This is a genomic window from Cryptosporangium phraense (assembly GCF_006912135.1).
In the GTDB taxonomy this organism is placed as follows: Bacteria; Actinomycetota; Actinomycetes; order Mycobacteriales; family Cryptosporangiaceae; genus Cryptosporangium; species Cryptosporangium phraense.
On record NZ_VIRS01000028.1, the window covers coordinates 56,278 to 73,339 of the forward strand.

Sequence of the window (17,062 nt, forward strand, 5' to 3'; positions counted from 1 at the left end):
AGCGGCGGCACACCGTCGGTGTGCCGCCGCCCGCACGTTCAGGAGTGGTCGGCCGTCACTGCAGGCCGGCCGTCTTGCACGCCGCCTGGTAGTCGGCGGTGCAGATCTGGGCCACGGTGTAGAAGTTGTCCGCGACGACCGTCGTCTTGATGTTCTCCTTGGTGACCGGCACCGGGGTCAGGAGCACCGACGGCACGTCCTTCTTGCCGTTGTTCACCTTCGCGTCCGCGCCGGTGACCTCCTTGCCCTGGGCCAGCGCGACCGCGATCTCGGCGGCCTTCTCGGCCTCCGGCTTGATCGCCTTGTAGATCGTCATGTACTGGTCGCCGGCGACGATCCGCTGGATCGCCGCGAGCTCGGCGTCCTGGCCGGTGACCGGCGGGATCGGGCTGACGCCGGCGGCCTTCATCGCGGCGATCGCGCCACCGGCGGTGCCGTCGTTGGCGGCGTAGACGCCGACGAACCCGGTCTTGCCGAGCTTCGAGATCTGGCCGTCCATGAACGTCTGGGCGTTCTCCGGCTTCCACTCCGGGGTGAAGTACGCGGTCGACGGCTGCGACGTGAAGCCCGAGGTCTTCAGGACCGACTCGGCGCCCTTGTTGAAGAGCTTCGCGTTGTTGTCGGTCGGCGAGCCGTTGATCTCGACGATGTTGCCGCTGGTCTTGCCGTCCTTCTTGAGCTTCTCGACCAGCGAGGTCGCCTGCAGGGCGCCGACCTTCTCGTTGTCGAACGAGATGTAGTAGTCGACGTCGGCTTTGGTCACGAGCCGGTCGTAGGAGATGACCGGGACCTTCTTGGCCGCGGCGGTGGTGACGATGCTCGCGGCGGCCTCGCCGTCGACCGGGTCGAGCACGAGGACCTTGGCTCCGTCGTTCAGCGCGGCCTCGGCCTGCTGCTGCTGCGTGTCGGTCTGCTGGTTGGCGTTGTTGTACACGACGGTGCAGTCCGAGCAGAGCGACTTGACCTTGGCCTCGAACAGCGGCTTGTCGAACTGCTCGTACCGGGTCGTCTGCGACTCCGGGAGCAGGAGGGCGATCTTGGCGTTGTCGCTGCTGCTGCCGGAGCTCGAGCTGTCGTCCGAGCTCTCACAGGCCGCCGCGCTGAGCGCCAGCAGCACGGCAGCGGCAACAGCGACGCCGCGACGCAGAGTGAACACCAAACCTCCCGATGAGTGACGGTGAGCGGCACACACGGCCGCTGAACAGGACACTCGTCTTGCCCCCTGGTTCTGTCAAGGAACACCCATAACGGTTTGGTTTCGTCATGGACACGACACTTACCTGTATCGGTAAAGCGGGCGAAAGCCCCGAAGCATGTAACCAGTGGGACGTCTGATCACTCGGTTTTGACGTCAGTTGACAGAACTCGCGACACGCCCGAGTATGCCCGCATGACTGACCAGGAGTCAGGCGTCACCGGCCTCGGCGGCAACCAGCGCCGCTTGGCCGATGCCCTGAGGGCAATGGGGCCCAGCACCCGCGCGGACTTGGCGACCGCGACGGGTCTCTCCAGAGCTACCGTATCCACTACCCTGAGTGATCTTGCGGACCTCGGGCTCGTCGTCGAGCCCGGCGGAACCGCACCGGCGGGGCCGGCCGGTGGACGGCCCGCGGCGGTCGTCCAGCTGGCTCCGGGCGCCGGAGTGGTGGCCGGGGTCGACATCGGGCGCAGGCACGTGAACGTCGCCGTCGCCGACCTGGCCCACACGGTCATCGCCGAGCGCGGCGAGCGGCTCCGGCCGGACGAGGAGCACACCGCGTCGGTGATGCTCGACCGCGCGGCCGCGTTGGTCGTGGCCGCGGTCGAGGAGTCCGGGCACACGCTGGCCGACGTGATCGGCGTCGGGCTCGGGCTGCCCGCGCCGGTCGTCAGCGGCACCGGGTTGCTCGGGGCGTCGAACATCCTGCCCGCGTGGGCCGGTCTGGCGCCGTCGCTGGAGCTCGGCGAGCGGCTGTCGCTGCCGGTCCACGTCGAGAACGACGCCAACCTCGGAGCGCTCTCCGAGCACACCTGGGGCGCCGGGCGCGGCAGCGACGCGCTGGTCTACCTGAAGCTCGGCACCGGCATCGGCGGCGGTCTGGTGATCGACGGACACCTGTTCCGCGGGATCTCCGGCACCGCGGGCGAGATCGGCCACCTCAGCCTCGACGCGGCCGGCGACGTCTGCCGCTGCGGCAACCGCGGCTGCCTGGAGCTGGTCGCCGGTGGCGCGGCCCTGGTGTCGATCCTCGGCCGCGGCCGGCCCGAGATCCGTTCCCTGGCCGACGTCGTCCAGCTGGTCGCCGAGGGTGACGCGCCGTGCCGGCGGCTGGTCGCGGACGCCGGGTCCTCGATCGGGGTGGCGCTGGGCGGGCTGGTGAACCTGATAAACCCGGACCGGGTCGTCGTGGGTGGGGAGCTGGCGGCCACCGGCCAGGTGCTGCTCGACCCGCTGCGCCACGCGCTCGGCCGCTCGGCGGTGCCGAGCGCGGTCGAGGCGGTGAACGTCGTGCAGGGGACGCTGGGCGACCGGGCCGAAGCCCTGGGAGCAGTAGCCCTGGTACTCCGCGAACCGTCACCCAGCCGCTGAGCCGGCCGGCTGGCCTGGCCTGGCCCGGAATGTGGAACTTCGGGCCGGTCGGGGCCTGCTCAAAATTCCACCGTCTCCCGAAGTTCCACGCTTTCCGCCGTCCCCACCCGCCCTGATTGTCCACAGCGGGCCGACTCGGACCGACGATCCCCGGTCGATTCGACCACTCTTCGCGGCGTGTCGGACAAGATCGGGTGGCCTGCGCTCGCACAGCGGCAGGCGGGCGCCATTTCTCGCGCCCAACTCTTCGCCCACGGCGTCACCCGGGCCACCATTTCTGCGCATCTGGTCGGGGGCCGCTGGCAGCGCCCGATTCCGGGCGTGCTGGTGACCTTCACCGGGCCCTTGCCTGCGCCGACGAGGGAGTGGGTCGCGCTGCTTCATGCTGGCGAAGGGGCGCTGCTCAGCCATCGGACCGCCGGAGCGCTCTGGCGGCTGCTGCCCGAGCGTGCCCGGTATCCGATCCACGTCCTGATCCCGGCCGATCGCCGAGTTCGATCCCGACGAGGCATCGTCGTTCACCGGACCCGCGTGCCCGCCGAGCCAGTGGGATCTCCACCCCGCACCGGCGCGGCCCGTACCGCTATCGACCTCTGTGCGCGCGCGAAGAATCTGACGGAGATCGCCGGCATTCTCGGACAACTCGCTCAGTGTCAGCCGGACGCGATTGAGACGGCTCGAAACCTGCTGGCGGTGGCCCCCACACTTCCGCGACGAGCGGACATCGCCGCCGTGCTCGATGACGTCGCTGGTGGCGCACACTCCGCGCTGGAATGGCACTACCTGGTCGATGTCGAACGGGCTCACGGTCTGCCGACCGGCGATCGCCAGCGCCCTCTGGGCGGCAGCAGGCAGGACGTCCACCACCGCGAGTACCGGACGACGGTCGAGCTGGATGGCCGGGTGGTGCATCAGCCGAGCCGCGCCGCATGGCATGACCGGGCTCGCGACAACGCGGCCGCCTCCCGGGGCGAGATGACTCTGCGGTACGGCTGGGCAGACGTCCGCGACCGACCCTGCGCGGTTGCGGCCGAGGTCGCGGCGGTATTACGCGTCGGTGGCTGGCCGGGCGGCCTGCGTCGTTGCGGGTCTGTTTGCCGCGTCAGCTAGGAGGTGTGAACTTCGGGCCGGTCGGACCGAGCCCGAAATTCCACGCTAACTGCGGATCAGGGTGCCTACACATTCGACGTGGTGGGTCATGGGGAAGGCGTCGAAGGCTCGGACCCGCTGCAAGGCGTAGCCCACTTCGGCGAACGTCGCCACGTCCCGGGCGAACGCGGCCGGGTCGCAGGCCACGTACGCGATCGCGCGCGGCGACCGAGACGCCACCGCCCGAACCACCGCGGCGCCGGCCCCCGAGCGAGGCGGGTCGAGCACCACCAGGTCGACCGGTTCCGGCAGCCCGGACGACAGCGCGGAATCCACCCGGCCCACGACCACCGACGCCCAGGGCGTGTCGCGGAGATTGCGGCGGGCGTCGTCGCAGGCGCCCCGGTCGGACTCCACGGCCACTACCCGCCCGTACTCCCCCACCGCGGACGCCAGGACCCCGGCGAACAGCCCGGCGCCGGCGTAGAGGTCGAGCACGGACTCCCCCGGCTGCGGGGCCAGCGCCTCGGTGACCGCGGTGACCAGCGCGTCCGGGGCCGCCGGGTGAACCTGCCAGAAACCGTCGGCGCGCACCAGCCAGCGCCGGCCGGCCGCGACCTCGCGCACCCGCCGGTGACCGCGCACCGAGTCGGCCCCGGCCTTCACCACGGCGACCGTCTCGGGCAGCTCCTCCGGCAGCTCGACCACCACCGTCCGCTCCCGCCGAGAATCCCGCCGATCCCGCCGATCCCGCCCCCGGCCACCGCCGCCGTCCCGGCCGCGCCCTCCGCCGTCCCGGCCGCGGCCGGAGCCCGCGCCACCGCCGCGGCCAACGCGGCCCTCGGACGGCGCCTCCAGCACCACCGCGTCGTCTCCGGCCGCGGACGCCACGGCCTCCACGCTGCCCACCCCCGGCCAGCCCAGGTGCGTGACCCCGATCGCATCGATCCGCGGATCGGCGATCGGGCAGCTCTCCACCGGCAGCACCGCCCGCGACCGGTGCGGATGCAAACCCGCCCGCCCGGCCGCGTCCACCGCGAACCGCACCCGCGTCCGCCACCCCAGCGACCCGCCCGGCAGCTCCTCCACGCCCGCGAAGACCTCCGCGACCGACGACGCCGACAACCCGCCCAGCCGGACCAGCTGCTCCTCCACCACCGACGCCTTCAGCGCCCGCTGCGCGGCCGGCGACGCGTGCTGCAGGTCGCACCCCCCGCACCCGCCCGGGTGCGCGTACGGGCACGGCGGCTCGACCCGCGACTCCGACGCCCGCAGCACCGACACGGCGTCGGCCCGGCAGAACGACCCACCGCGGTCCTCGGTGACCCGCGCCACCACCCGCTCGCCCGGCAGCGCGTGACGCACGAACACGACGCGCCCGGCGTGCCGCCCCACGCAGTGGCCGCCGTGCGCGATCGACTCGACGTCCAGTTCGAACTCGGTGCCCACCCAGGACGTCACCACGGACTCGGTCACGACGACGACCCCGATCCGGTCGACTCCGGCTCCCGGGCCGACGGCGAGGGGCCGGCCGGCGGGCGCGCATCCGTGTGCAGACCACGACGAACCGCCCCGGGCCCCACCACCCGATCGGCCCGATCCGGATCCCGGCCCTCGGTCGACTGCAACTGCCACGGCACCGACGTCACCATCACGCCCGGCTCGAACAACAGCCGCCCCTTCAACCGCAGCGCGCTCTGGTTGTGCAACAGGTGCTCCCACCAGTGCCCGACCACGTACTCGGGGATGAACACCGTGACGACGTCCCGCGGCGAGTCCCGCCGCAGCGAGTGCACGAACTCGAGGATCGGCCGGGTGATCTCCCGGAACGGCGACTCCACCACGGTCAGCGGCAGCGAGATCCCCCGCCGGTCCCAGTCTTCCTGCAGCGAGCGCGTCGACTGGTCGTCCACGTTCACGGTCACGGCGGTCAGCGTGTCCGGCCGCGTCGCCTTCGCGTAGGCCAGCGCCCGCAGCGTCGGCTGATGGAGCGTCGAGACGAGCACGACCGCGTGGTTGCGGGACGGGAGGATCGGCTTCTCCTCGGTCGGCCGCAGCTCCTCGGCGACCCGCGTGTAGTGCTTCCGGATCGCCAGCATCAACACGTACATGAACGCCATTGCGACGATCGCGATCCACGCACCCTGGGTGAACTTCGTGGCCAGCACGATGATCAGCACGGTTCCGGTCATCACCAGGCCGAACGCGTTGATCGCCTGCGACCGGCGCATCCGCCGCCGGACGACGCCGTCCCGCTCGACCCGCAGCAGCCGGTTCCAGTGCCGCACCATCCCGATCTGCGAGAGCGTGAACGAGACGAACACCCCGACGATGTAGAGGTGGATCAGCGCGCTGGGGTCGGCCTTGAACGCGATCAGCAGGATGCCCGCGGCCACCGCGAGGAACAGGATCCCGTTGCTGAACGCCAGCCGGTCACCCCGGGTGTGCAGCTGACGGGGCAGGTACCGGTCCTGGGCCAGGATCGAGCCGAGCACCGGGAACCCGTTGAACGCGGTGTTCGCGGCCAGCACCAGGATCAGCGCGGTCATGATCGTGACGAAGTAGAACCCGGGCGTGAACCCGGCGAAGATCGCCTCGCCCAGCTGCGCGACCACGGTCTTCTGCACGTAGCCGGCCGGTGCGCCGGCCAGCTGGGTGGCCGGGTTCTCCACGTACTGCAGGCCGGTCAGCCGGGCCAGCCAGATCATGCAGAGCATCATCGCGATCGAGATCAGACCGAGCAGGAGCAGCGTGGTCGCCGCGTTCTTGCTCTTCGGCTTCCGGAACGCCGGCACCCCGTTGGAGATCGCCTCCACCCCGGTCAGCGCCGCACACCCGGACGAGAACGCCCGGGCCAGCAGGAACACCAGCCCGACCCCGGCCAGCGTCTCTTCACCGTGGAACTGGAAGCCGGCGCTCTCGGCCCGGACCGTGTCGTCGAGCACGAAGATCTTGAACAGGCCCCACAGCACCATGCCGAAGATCGCGATCATGAAGCCGTAGGTCGGGATCGCGAACGCCACCCCGGACTCCCGGACGCCCCGCAGGTTCAGCGACGTCAGGATGGCCACGACCAGCACCGCGAGCAGCTCCTGGTGCCCGTCCAGGGCCGGTACCGCGGACGCCAGGTTGTCGACGCCGGAGGCCACCGACACGGCGACCGTCAGCACGTAGTCGACGAGCAGCGCGCTGGCCACGACCAGCCCGAACCCGGGCCCGAGGTTGGTGTTGACGACCTCGTAGTCGCCGCCGCCGGACGGGTACGCGTGCACGTTCTGCCGGTACGACGCGACGACGGTCAGCAGCACGACGACCACCGCCAGCCCGATCCAGGGCGACAGGTGGTACGTGGCCAGACCGGCCGCGCTCAGCGTCGCGAAGATCTCGGCCGGTGCGTAGGCCACCGACGACAGGGCGTCGGAGGCGAACACCGGGAGCGCCACTCGCTTCGGAAGGAGCGTCTCGGCAAGCTTGTCGCTCCGGAGCGCCCGTCCGATGACGAGGCGCTTGAACACGGACGTCGGGGACGGCACGGCGCTAGCGTACGTCTCGGGACCCCATCGATACGCGGCGCCCGGTACACCCGTGTAGCGTCCACCGCAGTCGGCCCGTACAGGCTCGGAGGGACTACCCGAGGTGCACATCGTCATCATGGGCTGCGGCCGGGTGGGCTCCACGCTCGCGCACAGCCTGGAGAAGCGCGGGCACACGGTGGCCGTCATCGACCAGAACCCCGACGCGTTCCGCCGCCTCGGCCCCAATTTCGTCGGTTCCACGGTCACCGGCGTCGGCTTCGAGCGCCGCACGCTGGAGGAGGCCGGCATCGAGCGGGCCGACGCGTTCGCGGCCGTGAGCAGCGGCGACAACTCGAACATCATCTCGGCCCGGCTGGCCCGCGAGACGTTCGGCGTGCAGCGGGTCGTCGCCCGCATCTACGACCCCCGCCGGGCCGCGGTCTACGAGCGCCTCGGCATCCCGACCGTGGCCACCGTCCGCTGGACGTCCGACCAGGTGCTGCGGTCGCTGCTCCCGGAGAGCGCGACCGAGGTCTGGCGCGACCCGTCCGGCACCGTGGTCATGATCGAGCCGCCGCTGCACCCGGGCTGGCTCACGCACAAGATCTCCGACCTGGAGGACGCGACCGGCTTCCGGGTCGCGTACCTGACCCGGTTCGGTGTCGGGCACCTGTGCAGTCAGTCCACGGTGATCCAGGAGGGCGACCGGATCTTCCTGCTGACCACCGAGGGGCAGGTCGGGAAGGTCAGCGAGATCGCCGGGTCGGCTCCGACCGAGAGGAACCACTGACATGCGCGTCGCGATCGCCGGGGCCGGCAACGTGGGCCGCTCGGTGGCCAACGAACTCGTCGAGAACGGCCACCACGTCCTGCTGATCGACCGTGACCCGCGCCAGATGCGCAGCCACCTCGTCCCCGAGGCCGAGTGGGTGCTCGCCGACGCCTGCGAGCTCGCGTCGCTCGACGAGGCCGGCCTGGCCGGGTGTGACGTCGTGGTGGCCGCGACCGGCGACGACAAGGTCAACCTGGTCGTGTCGCTGCTGGCCAAGACCGAGTTCGCGGTCGGTCGGGTGGTGGCCCGGGTGAACCGGGCCGAGAACGAGTGGCTGTTCAACGACCAGTGGGGCGTCGACGTCTCGGTCAGCAAGCCGCGGCTGATGGCGGCGCTGGTCGAGGAGGCGGTCACGGTCGGCGACCTCGTCCGGCTGATGTCGTTCCGGCAGGGCCAGGCCAACCTGGTCGAGATCACGCTGGCCGGCGACGCGCCCTACGTCGGGCGTCCGCTGCGCGAGGTGCCGATCCCGTCCGACGCGGCCCTGGTCGCGATCCTGCGCGGGGCCCGGGTGCTGGTCCCGACGCCGGACGACCCGCTCGAGGCAGCCGACGAGCTGATGTTCCTCTGCCCGCCCGACGCCGAGGACCGCCTGCACGCGGTCGTCAGCGGCGACGGGTCAGCGGACTGAGTCCGCCGCGATCGCCTTTCGCCCGTACCAGACCGTGAAGAGCAGGCAGGCGCCGAACATCGGCCAGCCCATCGCCAGCGAGGCCCAGCCCAGCGCGTTCGCGTTGTGCTGCAGCCACAGGTAGATCTGCACCGCGGCCCGGATCGCGAACATCAGCGCCCAGACCAGGCTGATCAGGCTGAACGCCCGCAGGATCGGCCGCCGCTCCCGCCACTCGGCCGGGATCTCGGCGATGAACCGCCAGGCGTAGCCGATCACCGGCCGCCGGATCAGCACCGACCCGGCGCAGAGCAGCGCGCCGCCGGTGTTCCGGGCGATGTTCAGCAGGTAGAAGTCTTCGGCCTGCCCGGTGCGGGCGGCGATGAGCGCCGCGATGCCCACCGCGAACAGCCCGTTCAGCGCGTGCCGGACCGAGTCCTTCCGGAGCAGCCGGTACCCCGCGATCAGCACCGCCGACCCGACCGCCGCCCACAGCGCCGGCTTCAGCGACGTCGCCATGTTGACCAGGATGAAGACGAGGACCGGCAGGCTGCTCTCGACCAGCCCGCGGATGCCGCCGAGCTGCTCGCGGACCTGGTCCGCGATCGAGAGGGGTTCCTCGTCGTCGTCGGCCGCGGGTTCGTCGGCCGCCTCCGGCGGAATGATTCTTACGCGACGCGGCGAACCACCGTCGGCGTGAACCTCGCCACCGCCCGGGGCCGCGTGCCGACCGTACGTGCCGGGGTCACCCGGCGGGACGTCCGCGATCAGCTCGGCCGCTTCTTCCGCGATGACGTCCGCGACCCGGTCGGTGGACAGATCGGCGGGGAGTTCCGTGCGGTCGCCGGTCGGCCGGGCGCGGTGGTCGGTCACGGTGTGGTCGGCTCCAGCGTGTAGGCGGGGTTGAAGATCACCTTACGTCCATCGCGCAGCGCCAGTCGGCCCTCGACGGTGAGCGAGCGGCCGGGCTCGATCCCGGCGATCCGGCGCCGGCCGATGAAGATGATCGTCATCGAGCCGCTGCCGTCGAACAGCTCGGCTTCCAGCGTCGGCTGGTTGGTACGAGGGGTGTAGCGGACCGACGTCAGCCGGCCGGTGACCGTGGCGAACTTACCCCGGGGACAGTCGCAGACCTTCTCGGCCCCGGACCGGGCGCTGACCTGCTGCAGAGCCTCGGCGTCGAGTTCGCGGTCGGACGCGGTGAAACGGCGGAGCAGACGTTTCAGCCCGGTGTCTTCGTGGGTCCGCGGCAGCGTGTCAGTCATGGTGGGCACCTCAGCGACGAGTCGGCGCGGCTATGCCGTGAAACGCGTTTGCGTTCCCCGGTCATACCCGGTACCGCGCCGTCCTGATCAGGGTACGTCCCTATTCCTCCGCGGCAATGGGCAACTGTGTCACATCCCCGGCAGCACCCGGCTGGTGAGGTTCGTGGGATGGGATGGGACAGCGTGGGACGCCGGTCCGGACCACTGACCGCGATCCGCTCCGCACACTGAGCGCCGTTCACGGGGGAACTCAGTCAAGGAGACATAGGGTGTTATCCCGCTCAATACGTGCGCTGATGCTGGCCGCCGCACTGGTCGCCGGTGTGCTCACCGCGGCTCCCGCACAGGCCGCCGCGCCGGCCGCGATCAACCTGCTGTCGAGCTCCTGCCCGACCGACATCGTCCAGGGCCAGACCAGCGGCTGCGTGACCGAGCTGCAGAACCTGCTCAACGCCCACGGCGCGAACATCACGGTCGACGGCAACTTCGGCGCGAACACGCTGTCGGCGGTCAAGTCGTTCCAGGCCTCGGCGGCGATCGGCGTCGACGGCCGGGTCGGCCCGATCACCAAGGACAAGCTCTACATCTTCAGCGGCCTCTACCCGGCCCCGGTCGACCTGCGTTCGGCCAGCTGCCCGTCCGACGTGATCCGCGGCCAGAACAGCGGTTGTGTCGTCGAACTGCAGAACCTGCTGCGTCACTACGGCTTCCGCGTCGAGGTCGACGGAGACTTCGGGCCGGCCACCGAGGCCGCGGTCCGCAGCTTCCAGTCCGCGAACGGCCTCGGGGTCGACGGCCGGGTCGGTCCGCAGACCAAGGCCGCGCTGTACAACCTGGACGAAGGGCCGTCGCAGGGCCTGGGGGTCGACCTCCGCTCGTCGGCCTGCCCGTCCAACATCGTCCAGGGCCAGTCCGGGCTGTGCGTCTCGACGCTGCAGGCGCTGCTGAACGGCAAGGGCCAGAACATCTCGGTCGACGGTGAGTTCGGCGCGAACACCGCGGCCGCGGTGCGGGCGTTCCAGTCCTCGGCCGGGATCGGAGTGGACGGTCAGGTCGGTCCGCAGACCAAGACCGCGCTCTACTCCGGCACGTCCGGGGTGCCCGCGCCGATCAACCTGACCTCGTCGTCCTGCCCGACCGACATCGTCAAGGGGCAGAAGAGCGGGTGCGTCACCGAGCTGCAGAGCCTGCTCAACCACCACGGCGCCTCGCTGGCCGTCGACGGTGACTTCGGTGGGCTCACCGACTCGGCCGTGCGCCGCTTCCAGGCCGACGCCGGGCTCTCGGTCGACGGCCGGGTCGGCCCGAACACCAAGTCCGCGCTGTACGGGGTCGTCACGCCCCCGTCGTCGCCGCCGCCGGGCGGTGGGTCGTCGGCGATCCTCCGGGTCGCGCAGGCGGAGGCGGACGCCGGTGTGCGTGAGGGCAGCGCCCGGGCGAACTCCTACGGGCAGTCGGTCGGGCTGTCGCTGTCGACCAGCGGGTACGCCTGGTGCGCGGTGTTCGTCAGCTGGGTCGCCCAGCAGACCGGCGCGACCGACTACCGGCACAGCTACGTCGACCACTGGGTGCACGCCGCTCAGAACGGCACCCACGGCCTGTCGGTGACGACGAGCCCGGCGCCGGGCGACATCGTCGCGTTCGACTGGGACGGCAACGGCGACTTCACCGGCGGCAACGAGCACATCGGGATCGTCCGGACGGTCAGCGGAGGCGCGTCGTTCACGACGGTCGAGGGCAACACGCACGCCGAGGGCTCGTCCGCCCCGGACGGAGTGTTCGTCCGCAACCGGAGCACGAACGACGGGTACAACGTCCTCTTCATCCGGGTCCGCTAGGCCTCCGATGCAGAGAGCCAACTATCTCGGCTGAGCCTTTGTGGGCGGCCCGTTGAGGACGACGGATGACAGACGCCCTCAACGGGCTCCACGTCGGAACAACAGCGCCTTGCGGCGCCGGGCAGTGGGACGTCCCGGGCCAGCACGTCACCGGCCTCGCAGTAGCGGCCGACGACCGTCGCCGGTGACACCGGGGCCGGACTCGTCCGGCCGAACCGGTGGACCGTGTAGCGGGCGCCGTAGAGGGACGGGCGCAGGTTGTCGCCCATGCCACCGTCGACGGCGACGAGCCGGCGCCCGCCCGCGGTCGTCTTGACCGCCACCACCCGGTAGAGCGTGACGCCGGCCCGGGCGACGATCGCCCGGCCGGGCTCGACGGTCAGCCGCGGGACCGGCACCCGGTGCCGCTCGCACTCCAGCAGCAGCACCCGGCGGACCCGGTCGGCGAACGCCTCGATCGCGAAGTCGTCGTCGCCGTGGTTGTACGGCACCGCGTGACCGCCGCCGAGGTCGAGCTCCATCGCCGCGTCGGTTCCGCGGACCTCCCGCAGCCAGGCCAGGAACGCCACCAGCTGGCCGATCGCCTTCTCGTAGCCGCCGAAGCGGGCCACCTGCGATCCGATGTGGCAGTGCACGCCGACCAGCTCCAGCGACCGCTGCCCGAGCACCCGACGGGCCACGTCGGCGGCCGCGCCGCTGGTCAGCGAGAGCCCGGACTTCTGCTCCTCGACGCCGGTGGTGAGCGCGGGGTGCAGGACGATCCGGCCGGCCGGGAACCCCACCGCCCGGGCGACCGCCAGCTCCCCGGCCGAGCAGACGTCGAGCGACAGCCCCTCCTCGGCGACCCAGCGGGCCACCGCGCACCCACTCGTACTTTCGGCCGCCCGGCGCGGCTGGATCTCGGTCCTTCGCCGGTGTCCGGCCGTCGGCCGTCCCGCCACGCTGGACCCATGAACCTCGACCGGATAGCCGGTGTCTGTTACGTCCTGACGTTCGCGTCGATCCCCACGCTCGCGCTCTACCAACCGGTGCACGACGCCGGCTTCGTCACCGGGACCGGCTCGGTGAACGGGGTCGTGATCGGGGCCGTCCTGGAGCTCGTGGTGGCCCTGGCCTGCCTCGGCACCGCGGTCGCGCTGTACCCGGTGCTGAAGGGCCGGGCCCCGGCCCGGGCGCTGGGCTTCGTCGGCGCCCGGGTGCTGGAGGCCACCGCGATCTTCCTCGGCGTCGCCTGCCTGCTGGCCCTCGTCGCCCTCCGGCGCGACGGCACCGGCACCGTCGGCACTGTCGGCACCGATACCGGGCGGGTGCTGGTCGCGCTGTACGACTCGATCTTCCTGGTCAGCCAGGGCTTCGTCCCGGCGGTCAACGCGGTGCTGCTGGGCACCGTGCTCTACCGCTTCCGGCTCGTCCCCCGGGCGCTGCCGGTGCTCGGGCTGATCGGCGCGGCGCTGCTCGTCGTCTCCGACGCCGGGGTGCTGTTCGGCGCCTGGGACCGGTTGTCGCCGGTCGCCGGGGTGGCCGCGCTCCCGATCGCGGTCTGGGAGTTCTTGCTCGGCGTCTACCTGATCGTCAACGGCCTCCGGCGGTCAGGGCTCGAACCGGTAGCCCATGCCGGACTCGGTGATCAGGTAGCGGGGGTGGGACGGGTCGGGCTCTAGCTTGCGACGCAGCTGGGCGATGTACACCCGCAGGTAGTTGCTCTCGTCGCCGTAGGCCGGGCCCCAGACCTCCCGGAGCAGCTGCTTCCGGGGCACGAGCCGCCCGGGGTTGCGCACCAGCACCTCGAGCATCCCCCACTCGGTCGGCGTGAGCCGCACGTCGGCGTCCCCCACCGTCACCTTCTTGGCTGCCAGGTCCACGGTGAACGCGTCGGTGGTGACCACCACCGAGTCGGACGCCGGGGTGGCCCGGCGCAGGGCGGCGCGCAGCCGGGCCAGCAGCTCGTCCATGCCGAACGGCTTGGTCACGTAGTCGTCGGCACCGGCGTCGAGCGCGAGCACCTTGTCGTCGCTGTCCTGCCGGGCCGAGAGCACGACGATCGGCCCGGTGAACCAGGGCCGGAGCCCCTCGATGATCTCGATCCCGTCCAGGTCGGGCAGACCGAGGTCGAGCACGATCAGCTCGGGGTGCTTGTGCGCGGCCGCTTCCAGCGCTTCCTTGCCGCTGGAGGCGATCTCGACGTCGTACCCGCGGGCTCGGAGCGTGATCCGCAGCGCCCGCAGCAGCTGCGGTTCGTCGTCGACCACGAGAATTTTCGTCACGGCTTTCCCACCGGTAGTGAAACCACCATCGTCAGTCCTCCGCCGGGGGTGTCCTCCGGCTCCAGCGTGCCACCCATCGCCTCGACGAACCCGCGCGCGACCGCGAGCCCGAGCCCGACGCCGTTCCCGGCCGGCCGGTCGCCCAGCCGCTGGAACGGGGCGAAGATCCGGTCGCGGTCGTCCTCCGGGACGCCCGGACCGGTGTCGACCACCCGCACCTCGACCCGGTCGCCGAGCGCGCTGGCCCGGACGACGACCGGCGCACCGGCGCCGTGCCGCACCGCGTTGCTGACCAGGTTGGCCAGCGCCCGTTCGAGCAGCCCGGCGTCGGCGAGCACCGCGGGGAGCGACTCCGGGACCTCGATCCCGACGTCCGCGGTGCCGGCGTCGGCGACCGCGCGGGGCACGACCTCGTCGAGTGTGACCGGGCGGCGCAGCGGAGACACCGACCCGGTCTGCAGGCGGCTCATGTCGAGCAGGTTGTCGATCAGCGAGACGAGCTGGTCCGACGACTCGTCGATCGTCGCGTGCAGCTCCTCGACGTCGTCCGGCTCGAGTGTCACCGACTCCATCCGCAGCGCCGAGATCGCCGCCTTGATCGAGGCCAGCGGCGTCCGCAGGTCGTGGCTGACCGCGGCCAGCAGCGCGGTCCGCATCCGGTTGCCCTCGGCCAGCTCGGCCGCCTCAGCGGCCCGCGCGGTGAGCCGGGACTGCTGCAGTGCGACCGCGGCCTGGGCCGCGAACGCCGAGAGCACCCGGCGGTCCGACGCGGCCAGCCGACGCCCGCGCAGCACCAGGTGCAGCGTGTCGGTGACCGGCACGTCCGCGTCGCCCTGATCGACGTCGAGGCAGGGCGCGTCCCCCGCACAGCCGACGACGTTCCAGGCGCCGTCGGCGCGCTCGAGCAGCGTCACCGAGTCCTGGCCGAACGCGTCACGCACCTGGTTGAGCAGGGCCGGGAGCGCCCGGCCGCCGGCCAGCACCCCGCGGCTGAGCGCGGAGAGCATCTCGGCCTCGGCCTGCGCCCTGGACGCCTCCCGGCGCCGCCGGGCCGACAGGTCGACGACCCACGCGACCGACAGCGCGACCAGCACGAACACGGCCAGCGCGATCAGGTTGTCGAACTCGGCGATCGTGAACGTCCGGACCGGCGGGGTGAAGAACCAGTTCACCAGCAGGGTCCCGGCCGCCGCGGCGAACACCGCCGGGTACCCGCCGCCGACCAGCGCGGTCGCGACCACGAACCCCAGGTAGAGCAGGAGCTCGCTGGAGAGGTCGAGATGCCCGGCGACCAGCTTCAACGCCAGCGTCAGCAGCGGCAGCCCGACCAGCGCGACCACGAACCCGTAGATCCGCCTGCGCGCGGTCAGGCCGCCGGTCAGCCGGGGCAGCCCCAGCCGCCGCCGGCCCGCCGCTTCCGAGTGCGTCACCATGTGGACGTCGATCGGACCCGATTTCGCCGTCACCCGCGAGCCGATGCCCTCCGACAACGCCCGTTGCCAGCGCGGCCGGCGGCTGGTGCCGAGCACGAGCTGGGTCGCGTTGGCGCCCCGGGCGAAGTCGAGCAGCGCGGCCGGGACGTCGTCGCCGACCACCGCGTGGAACGTGCCGCCGAGCGACTCGGTGAGCTCGCGCTGTTTCTCGACCCGGGCCGGATCGGCCCCGGCCAGGCCGTCGCTGCGGGAGATGTGGACGGCGAGCAGGTCGCCGCTCTGGCTGCGGGCGGCGATCCGGGCCGCCCGGCGGATCAGCGTGTCGCCTTCCGGGCCGCCGGTGACCGCGACGACGACCCGCTCGCGGGCCTCCCAGATGCCCTGGATGTCGTGCTCGTCGCGGTACCGGCGGAGCGCCTCGTCGACCTTGTCGGCGGTCCACAGCAACGCCAGTTCGCGCAGCGCGGTGAGGTTGCCGACCCGGAAGTAGTTGCCGAGGGCGGCGTCGATCTTGTCGGCCTTGTAGATGTTGCCGTGGGCCATCCGGCGGCGCAGCGCCTCCGGGGCCATGTCGACGAGTTCCACCTGGTCGGCGGCCCGGACGACCGCGTCCGGGATCGTCTCGCGCTGCGGGACGCCGGTGATCGTCCGGACCACGTCGTTGACCGACTCCAGGTGCTGGACGTTGACCGTGGAGATGACCTCGATCCCAGCGTCGAGCAGCGCCTCGACGTCCTGCCAGCGCTTGCCGCCCCGGACCTTCGTGTGGGCCAGCTCGTCGACCAGCGCGATCTCCGGACGCCGAGCCAGCACCGCGTCGACGTCCATCTCCTCGAACTCGGCGCCACGGTGGGTGACGGACACGCGCGGGACGATCTCCAGGTCCTGGATCTGGGCGGCGGTCTCCGGACGTCCGTGCGTCTCGACGAACCCGATGACGACGTCCGCTCCCCGTTCGGCTCGCCGGCGCCCCTCCTCGAGCATCTTGAACGTCTTGCCGACGCCCGGGGCCGCCCCCAGGTAGATCCGCAGCGTCCCGCGCGACACCGTCACCTTCCTTCGCTGAGATCCTGCAGCGCGAGGTTCAACTCGAGCACGTTGACCCGATCTTCGCCCAGGAAGCCGAGGATGCGGCCCTGGGTGTGCCGCGACACCAGCGTCCGGACCTCGTCCACCGGCAGGCTCCGGGCCGCGGCGACCCGGGCGACCTGCTGCTGGGCGTACCGCGGGCTGATGTGCGGGTCGAGGCCGCTACCGCTGGCGGTCAGCGCGTCCGGGGCGACGTCCGCGGGGGCCACCCCGTCGAACGCGGCCACCGCGGCCCGCCGCTCGGCGACCGCCTTGGCCTGGTCGGCCGAGTTCGGGCCGAGGTTGGAGGCCCCGGACGCGAGCGGGTCGTAGCCGCCGGCCGACGGCCGGGCCTGGAACCACTGCTTCAGCGGGTTGCCGTCGGCGTCGGTGAACGACTGGCCGAGCAGGCTCGACCCGACCTCCTTACCGTTCACCTCGAGCACCGATCCGTTGGACTGACGATGGAACACGGCCTGCGACACCCCGGTCAGGGCCAGCGGATAAGCCAGCCCCAGCACGAGCGTGAACAGGACCAGCACCCGGAGAGCCGGGCCGTACTGCCGAACTGAAGTCATG

15 protein-coding genes are annotated in these 17,062 nt (G+C 71.7%); 6 read left to right on the plus strand and 9 right to left on the minus strand.

The window, feature by feature from the left end; all coding sequences use genetic code 11:
* Positions 1-55 precede the first annotated feature (55 nt).
* Entirely contained in the window at positions 56-1,156 is a 1,101-nt protein-coding gene (locus tag FL583_RS30570; RefSeq protein WP_170323950.1) for a sugar ABC transporter substrate-binding protein, read from the minus strand.
* 234 nt (positions 1,157-1,390) lie between these two features.
* Between FL583_RS30570 and FL583_RS30575 the strand changes: the two genes are divergently transcribed.
* Together FL583_RS30575 and FL583_RS30580 are read left to right on the plus strand one after the other, a co-directional pair.
* Positions 1,391-2,569 (plus strand): ROK family transcriptional regulator, encoded by a 1,179-nt coding sequence (locus FL583_RS30575; protein ID WP_142708335.1) that lies wholly within the window; start codon positions 1,391-1,393, stop codon positions 2,567-2,569.
* A gap of 177 nt (positions 2,570-2,746) precedes the next feature.
* The gene (locus FL583_RS30580; RefSeq protein ID WP_142708336.1) at positions 2,747-3,679 is read left to right on the plus strand and encodes a PDDEXK family nuclease; all 933 of its coding nucleotides are present in this window, start codon (positions 2,747-2,749) and stop codon (positions 3,677-3,679) included.
* A gap of 45 nt (positions 3,680-3,724) precedes the next feature.
* Here FL583_RS30580 and FL583_RS41200 read toward each other — a convergent pair whose 3' ends face one another.
* Positions 3,725-5,134 carry a class I SAM-dependent RNA methyltransferase gene (locus FL583_RS41200; RefSeq protein ID WP_205752596.1) on the minus strand — a complete coding sequence of 470 codons (1,410 nt, stop codon included), beginning with the start codon at positions 5,132-5,134 and terminating at the stop codon, positions 3,725-3,727.
* Positions 5,131-7,191 carry an APC family permease gene (locus tag FL583_RS30590; protein WP_240746870.1) on the minus strand — a complete coding sequence of 687 codons (2,061 nt, stop codon included), beginning with the start codon at positions 7,189-7,191 and terminating at the stop codon, positions 5,131-5,133. The genes FL583_RS41200 and FL583_RS30590 overlap by 4 nt, the downstream gene beginning before the upstream one ends.
* Before the next feature lie 103 nt (positions 7,192-7,294).
* On the opposite strand from FL583_RS30590, the gene FL583_RS30595 reads away from it, so the two are divergent.
* Together FL583_RS30595 and FL583_RS30600 are read left to right on the plus strand one after the other, a co-directional pair.
* On the plus strand, positions 7,295-7,963 hold the full coding sequence (locus FL583_RS30595) for a potassium channel family protein (protein ID WP_142708337.1): 669 nt from the start codon (positions 7,295-7,297) through the stop codon (positions 7,961-7,963).
* A 1-nt stretch (position 7,964) separates the two neighbouring features.
* Complete coding sequence (locus tag FL583_RS30600; protein WP_142708338.1) at positions 7,965-8,636, plus strand: potassium channel family protein; 672 nt, start codon at positions 7,965-7,967, stop codon at positions 8,634-8,636.
* Here the strand turns inward: FL583_RS30600 and FL583_RS30605 are convergent.
* A complete protein-coding gene (locus tag FL583_RS30605) occupies positions 8,625-9,488 on the minus strand; it encodes a DUF3159 domain-containing protein (protein WP_142708339.1) in 864 nt (287 codons plus the stop codon). The genes FL583_RS30600 and FL583_RS30605 overlap by 12 nt on opposite strands.
* Complete coding sequence (locus FL583_RS30610) at positions 9,485-9,880, minus strand: OB-fold nucleic acid binding domain-containing protein (RefSeq protein ID WP_142708340.1); 396 nt, start codon at positions 9,878-9,880, stop codon at positions 9,485-9,487. Before FL583_RS30610 ends, FL583_RS30605 begins: the two co-directional genes overlap by 4 nt.
* A 269-nt stretch (positions 9,881-10,149) precedes the next feature.
* Between FL583_RS30610 and FL583_RS30615 the strand changes: the two genes are divergently transcribed.
* Positions 10,150-11,718 carry a peptidoglycan-binding protein gene (locus tag FL583_RS30615; protein WP_205752597.1) on the plus strand — a complete coding sequence of 523 codons (1,569 nt, stop codon included), beginning with the start codon at positions 10,150-10,152 and terminating at the stop codon, positions 11,716-11,718.
* Here the strand turns inward: FL583_RS30615 and FL583_RS30620 are convergent.
* Entirely contained in the window at positions 11,715-12,752 is a 1,038-nt protein-coding gene (locus FL583_RS30620; RefSeq protein ID WP_142708342.1) for a diaminopimelate decarboxylase family protein, read from the minus strand. The two genes, FL583_RS30615 and FL583_RS30620, sit on opposite strands and share 4 nt — an antisense overlap.
* On the opposite strand from FL583_RS30620, the gene FL583_RS30625 reads away from it, so the two are divergent.
* Positions 12,669-13,379, plus strand: coding sequence for a DUF4386 domain-containing protein (locus FL583_RS30625; protein WP_142708343.1), 711 nt, complete (start codon positions 12,669-12,671; stop codon positions 13,377-13,379). The genes FL583_RS30620 and FL583_RS30625 overlap by 84 nt on opposite strands.
* Here the strand turns inward: FL583_RS30625 and FL583_RS30630 are convergent.
* The 3 genes from FL583_RS30630 to kdpC are packed head-to-tail and all read right to left on the minus strand — an operon-like array spanning position 13,308 to position 17,061.
* Positions 13,308-13,982 carry a response regulator gene (locus FL583_RS30630; protein WP_142708344.1) on the minus strand — a complete coding sequence of 225 codons (675 nt, stop codon included), beginning with the start codon at positions 13,980-13,982 and terminating at the stop codon, positions 13,308-13,310. The genes FL583_RS30625 and FL583_RS30630 overlap by 72 nt on opposite strands.
* Positions 13,979-16,462, minus strand: a complete 2,484-nt coding sequence (locus tag FL583_RS30635) for an ATP-binding protein (protein WP_142708375.1) — start codon at positions 16,460-16,462, stop codon at positions 13,979-13,981. The genes FL583_RS30630 and FL583_RS30635 overlap by 4 nt, the downstream gene beginning before the upstream one ends.
* A gap of 2 nt (positions 16,463-16,464) precedes the next feature.
* Entirely contained in the window at positions 16,465-17,061 is a 597-nt protein-coding gene (kdpC, locus tag FL583_RS30640) for a potassium-transporting ATPase subunit KdpC (RefSeq protein WP_142708345.1), read from the minus strand.
* Position 17,062: the final 1 nt, after the last annotated feature.